The 6,000-nt window shown below is 46.4% G+C and carries 6 protein-coding genes; 2 read left to right on the top strand and 4 right to left on the bottom strand.

Annotated features, from left to right (window positions below; all coding sequences use genetic code 11):
* The first annotated feature begins 119 nt into the window (after window positions 1-119).
* Window positions 120-269, top strand: a complete 150-nt coding sequence (locus ACVBIU_RS20065; protein ID WP_447164596.1) for a hypothetical protein — start codon at window positions 120-122, stop codon at window positions 267-269.
* Between the two features lie 54 nt (window positions 270-323).
* A complete protein-coding gene (locus ACVBIU_RS20060; RefSeq protein ID WP_447164597.1) occupies window positions 324-1,127 on the top strand; it encodes a class I SAM-dependent methyltransferase in 804 nt (267 codons plus the stop codon).
* Between the two features lie 107 nt (window positions 1,128-1,234).
* On the opposite strand, the gene ACVBIU_RS20055 is transcribed toward ACVBIU_RS20060, so the two are convergent.
* The 4 genes from ACVBIU_RS20055 to ACVBIU_RS20040 form a co-directional block, all read right to left on the bottom strand.
* Entirely contained in the window at window positions 1,235-3,091 is a 1,857-nt protein-coding gene (locus ACVBIU_RS20055; RefSeq protein ID WP_447164598.1) for a M14 family metallopeptidase, read from the bottom strand.
* A 242-nt stretch (window positions 3,092-3,333) separates the two neighbouring features.
* Window positions 3,334-3,543 carry a helix-turn-helix transcriptional regulator gene (locus ACVBIU_RS20050; protein WP_447161074.1) on the bottom strand — a complete coding sequence of 70 codons (210 nt, stop codon included), beginning with the start codon at window positions 3,541-3,543 and terminating at the stop codon, window positions 3,334-3,336.
* Window positions 3,540-3,962: a hypothetical protein gene (locus ACVBIU_RS20045; protein ID WP_439268082.1), complete on the bottom strand. Its 423-nt coding sequence runs from the start codon at window positions 3,960-3,962 to the stop codon at window positions 3,540-3,542. Before ACVBIU_RS20045 ends, ACVBIU_RS20050 begins: the two co-directional genes overlap by 4 nt.
* Before the next feature lie 302 nt (window positions 3,963-4,264).
* The gene (locus tag ACVBIU_RS20040) at window positions 4,265-5,806 is read right to left on the bottom strand and encodes a phosphoenolpyruvate carboxykinase (RefSeq protein ID WP_447161076.1); all 1,542 of its coding nucleotides are present in this window, start codon (window positions 5,804-5,806) and stop codon (window positions 4,265-4,267) included.
* Window positions 5,807-6,000: the final 194 nt, after the last annotated feature.

Here is a 6,000-nt window from a genome sequence, read left to right as displayed (position 1 = left end):
CTAGAACCTAGAACCTAGAACCTAGAACCTAGAACCTAGAACCTAGAACCTAGAACCTAGAACCTAGAACCTAGAACTGTACCCGCTGCATTAAATATAGGGTCAATGGCGGCACTCTGATGAAGTTCAGTTTGGTATTTAGGGAGCAAGTATCTGCAGCATGGATGCTGCGGTTAAGCCCTCATGGACGAGTTCACGGCGTCTTGTGGAGTCAATATCAAGGTGAGCAGTTATTAATGCAAGTGGCACTCGAACCTAGGGCCTGCTAATACACGAGCCTAGAATCTAGAATCTAGAATATAAAATCATGTAGGGAAACAGAAATGGATTATTTATCAGTTAACCAGCAAGGTTGGGATAGGCGTGTACAGACCCACGTTACTTCAGCGTTTTATGATGTCGCAGGTTTTCTTGCGGGTAAGAGTTCACTGCAAGAGATAGAGCTGGCTAACTTAGAGGTTAACGGTAAAAATCTACTGCATCTGCAATGTCACTTTGGCCTCGATACCTTGTCGTGGGCACGTATGGGCGCCAATGTTACCGGTGTCGATCTATCGCCCGCCGCGATTACTCAGGCGCAGTCACTTGCTGAGCAGACTAAGCTAAACGCGCAGTTTATCTGTAGTGATGTGTATAGTGTGGCTGAAAGCATAAGCCAACAGTTTGATCTGGTTTTTACTTCATATGGTGCGATTGTATGGCTACCGGATCTCGATAAGTGGGCGCAAATAATAGCGAGCAAGTTGGTGGCTGGTGGCCAGTTTTATATGGTGGAGTTCCACCCTGCGCAGGCAGTGTTTGAAGGCTATAGCTATTTTCATCAAGATGCGCCCGATATAGAAGATGAAGTGACCTATACCGAGAACGCTAATGACGATACCCATACCTTTATGAGTTGGTCGCACTCGTTGTCTGATGTGATTAACGCGCTGATCAAAGCAGGGCTAGAAATTAACTCGTTAGATGAATTCCCCTTTAGCCCCTATAACTGTTTCGAGGGCTTAACTGAAGAATTGGTCGAAGTGGAACTGCCGCAAGGTTCTGAGCAGCGACAGCGCTATTTTGTTGAGCAAAAAGGGCAGCGTTTGCCGTTAACCTATGCGATATCTGCGACTAAAAAGCGCTAAAAATGGCGGGAAATACCTTATCGGTAAAGGTGTTGGGCACGCTTTTTGAAGTAAAAACAGCGCCAAGAGGCGCTGTTTTCGTATGTTTGAATACTAGAGCGGCAGAATTAGTGGCCTCTTAGCACTGGGTACTTAAGGTATTGATTATCAAAGTATGGGCTTCGCTCATAGAACCAGCGTAACCTTGCCTTGGGGTTTGCGGCAAACTCAGGGTCGTTAAGTGACTTATCAAACTCAGCCAGCAGAGCGGGATCATCCTTTAGCATCTGCGCGGCGAGTGGTTCTACGGCATAGTTTTCAATATATTCGGTACGAGTAAATATCGGATTGAAAAATCCCCACTGGAACAGGGAGTCCGGCGATTGTGGCTCAAGTAGCAATATGGCGAGATCGCCTAAAGGCTGCTTTGTATCGATGCGAACGGTACCAGCAGGTAGCTGGGCGTCTATAGCCTGGCTAGAGACTGTCGCCTTTACACGTTGACGCCCCTCATAATCATTATTGGCAAAGCTTGGCTCGGAAAATTGATATTGTTGTAGCGTGAGTTCTGTTGGTTTGCTTAGTGTCGTCATGCGAATACCGTGAACACTTAAACGCTCGATAACCTCTTGCCACTGTGGTGGAATGTAATAGGCATCAGGACGGTTAACCTTGATATCGGCTTTCGTGCCGCCAATGACAGGCAGGTTGGCATATAGTTTAGGCTCACCGTTCCAGCGCACGATATCGTTACCACTAATAGCGCTTTGCTCTAGCGTGTAGCCAATACCTTTAAAGTCCCAGCCCTGTGCTTGCTGCTCTTGTTGCCAAGTTAAGGTGACTCTAGGTGAATAGCGATATTTGTCCTGCTTAATCGCCGATTTGAGCTTGGTGCTATCGTTGGCAATGGCTTTAAGGCTGGATTCGAGCATCACATAGGTGCCGAGTACCCGTTGTTTAAACGGTTTTAAGCTGTGATTTTCTATTAAAATAGTCGGCAGATGACGCGCATCACCATAACCGTTAGAAAAGCGTGGGCTAGCGTTCCACAATGACATGCCTTTGGTGATGTCTGCATTATCTATCGCAAATACTAATGGTCCAGGCACATGTCCTTGCTCGGTCAATGATGACTCTATGGCGGGGCGGTAGCTGTTTTCTAGCCAGTTGTAGATCGCAGGGCTCTGTCCTTGGGCTAGGTTGTAGCCAAAAGTGACATCGTATTGATAGTCGATGCCGTCGGTAACATGCACGTCGATATACAAGTCTGGCTGCCAAATATTGATCGCCCGTAGCATATGCTGCATCTCTGGGGTGTCGGCTTTGGCGTAATCTCGATTTAGGTTTAAGTTTTGCGCTGTAGTGCGCCAGCCCATATTAACCGGACCTCTTTGATTCACCCGGTTGTATTCGCTTGAGCGTTCGTGACCATCGACACTGAAAATAGGCACAAAGAGTAAGTTGGCCTTATCGAGTAGCTCAGCTTTACCGTTAAACACGATATCGCGTAGCAACATCATGCCTGCATCTTTACCGTCAATTTCGCCAGAGTGGATCCCTGCCTGCACCAGTAAAGTAGGCTTGTTGTTGCTTGATAAGCTTGCTGCATCATCGAAACCCTCTTTTGAGGCGACAATCATCCAGATCTCACGCCCCTGCGGACTCTGTCCAATGCTGACTTTTTTCAGCATATCGCTTTGGCTAATGAGTTTGTCTAACCAGGCAAAGGTTTCGTCATAGCTGGGGCTGGTTTTAAGGCCATTCTGTTCAAAGGGTGTCGCCCAATCAGCATCTGCCGCCACGAGTAAAGACTCGCTATCGCCATGCCAAGGCATGATGGGTGGCAATATCCCATCGTTGATATAGGTGGTGGCTAATTGAGGAGATGCAGCATGGTCGTGGCTGCTGGCTTGGTTAGCCGCAAGGCTGAAGTTACTCGTGCTGACAGCCAATAAGGCGATGGCCGATAAGGGGGTTAAGCGCATGGTCGGGTACCCAATCTTAAGATCTGTTTTGAATTATTATTAGGCGGTTATATTTCCTTAAACGAGTGATAAGTGCAACAGCGCAACTGTTTCTAAATATGAGTTTCAATTGCTTTCAACTTTCGAATGGGTGCAGATATAGATAGGCCTTAGGTTTGAGTGAGGAGCCTAAGGCCTATATATTTATGCGTCGCAGCTAATTTCAAACCATCCGTGATTCAAGTTGCATGGGGAGCGTCGGCCTAGCTGATGGCGACTTCAGTTTCATCTTCAAAAATGGCCTCAATTGGCATTGCAAATAACCGCGCCACCTTAAAAGCTAACGGCAAACTCGGATCATACTTGCCTTTTTCAATGGCATTAACGGTTTGGCGAGAGACTTCGAGTTTGTCTGCCAAGTCGGCTTGGGTCCAGTCGCGCTCAGCTCGGAGCACTTTTAGACGATTCTTCATCGGTAACTGATCCTTCCTTTAATAATGCCGACCATGTAAGTCACAGCGATTAACGCAATGAGGTAGGCGGCATTGAGTGGCGGCACAATACCGCTATTTGCCAATATTGAATAGCTGGAAAAGCTAATAATTGTGACGCCAACCGACAACGCTAAGGCATCGAGCTGCACCTTGCGCTCCATCTCATCGAGCTGTACGAGAAAATGTCGATAAGATACCAACATGGCAATACCGATAAGTGTGTGTATGGAAAATGCTAAGGTGATTAACAAGCCGCTGTTGAGTAATTCATGCTCACTTAAAAAGATGCTTATCATTAATGTGAGCGCCCAAAAGAGCGCTAGTAGATTCACTCTATTGGCATTTTTAAGATCGCGCTTAGGTAAACCCTTGGCGCATATCGCTTCGATGATTTTCATGATTACAGTTCCTTGTGTATTGGCTTTAATATTATCGATGTAAAGCTTGCTTGACTTAAACAGTAGCGGCTTGAAAATCACAAGTCAAGCTTGCTTTACTTTAAGTTTGCTTGGCTTTACACCTTTATTTAGAACGAGTACTGAGGGCACTTGAGGTTGCTATCTAATTTATAAGTGGTTTTAGGAGGTTTTAGACAAAAAAATCCCAGCATAGGCTGGGATCCTTATTAGCGTAAAATACTAAGTTTGACAGTACTTCGCTTATTGTGGCGCTCAAAATTGGGCGCTGGGCTTAAAGCTTATTAAGCGTTAGGGCCGGCATTTTTGATTGAATCCGGTACCTGATACTTCTCGAAGTTAGCCTTAAAGCTGTCAGCAAGGTGCTGAGCAAATTCGGCATACTTAGCTTTATCATCCCACGTGTTGACAGGGTTGAGTAACTTGCTGTCTACGCCAGGAATAGCTACGGGTACATGTAGGTTTAGTTTCTCTAAGTACTCAGTTTCAACGTCTTTTAGCTCACCAGATACGATGGCATCGACAATAGCGCGAGTTGTTGGAATGTCAAAACGCTTACCAATACCGTGTGGACCGCCAGTCCAGCCTGTGTTAACCAGGTAAACTTGACTACCGAAAGACTCGATACGCTTCATCAGTAGCTCAGCATAAACACCTGCTGGGCGTGGGAAGAATGGCGCACCAAAACAGGTTGAGAAAGTCGACTGAATAGCGGCTGTTGAGCCCATCTCAGTAGAACCTACTTTAGCGGTATAACCCGACAAGAAGTGGTAAGCGGCTTGCTCCTTGGTCAGCTTAGATACTGGTGGCAGAACACCTGAAACGTCACAGGTTAAGAACACTACCGCATGTGGCTCTGCGCCGCAGTTATCGAGCTTACGCTGTGCGATATGCTCCAGCGGGTATGCTGCACGGGTGTTTTCTGTCAGTGTTGAATTGGTGTAATCCGGTACACGATTTTCATCGGTGACGACGTTCTCAAGCACGGTACCGAAACGAATCGCATCCCAGATCACTGGCTCGTTCTTCTGGCTCAGATCGATACATTTTGCGTAGCAACCGCCTTCGATATTGAAAACACCGCCGGGTGCCCAACCGTGCTCATCATCACCGATAAGGAAACGCTTAGGATCGGCTGAAAGGGTCGTTTTACCTGTGCCCGATAGACCGAAAAACAGCGTGGTATCGCCATCGCTGCCAACGTTAGCCGAGCAATGCATTGGCAATACGCCCTTAGCGGGTAGCAAGAAGTTCTGTACTGAGAACATCGATTTTTTCATTTCACCAGCATACTTAAGGCCTGCTAACAGGACTTTACGCTCGGCAAAGTTAATAATGACAGTCGCGTCAGAGTGAGTGCCATCGCGCTCAGGAACACACTCAAAACCTGGTGCATTCATGATCTGCCATACTGGCTTGTCGGCCACATTAAATTCTTCAGGTACGATGAATAAGTTGCGAGCAAACAGCTGGTGCCATGCGTATTGAGTGGTGACTTTTACGGGTTGATAGTGCTCTTTGCTTGCGCCGACCTCTAAGTTTGATACAAAGGTATCTTTATCACTCAGGTAAGCTTCTACGCGGTTCCAAAGTGCGGTAAATGCATCGGCTTCGAAAGGTTTGTTTACTGCTCCCCATTCGATATCAGCTTCAGAGCCTGGCTCTTTAACGATAAAGCGGTCATTAGGAGAACGGCCTGAGCGCTCACCCGTCTTTGCAACTAAAGCACCATTAGCGGTCAATTCGCCTTCCCCACGCGCTAACGCAAGTTCGACTAATTGGCCTGTTGAAAGGTTAAGGTACTCGCGGTTTGATCCATCCGGCATAGGTAAGGTCTCCATCTTTAAGGTTATAATTGTGTGCTGATCTATAGCGCCAGCTTTTATTTGTGAGGATTGTAACGTATGCAGATATGAATGTGTGCTCTAGATCAAAAAAAATGACAAAAAGTGATTTTGGAGTGTTTTTTGTTGACATTTTTATAGGCTAGTTAAAATGAATTAGACTTAATTTTGAATAT

The sequence above is a fragment of the Shewanella sp. 30m-14 genome (assembly GCF_052977125.1).
This window is presented reverse-complemented; position numbering and strand designations above follow the sequence as displayed.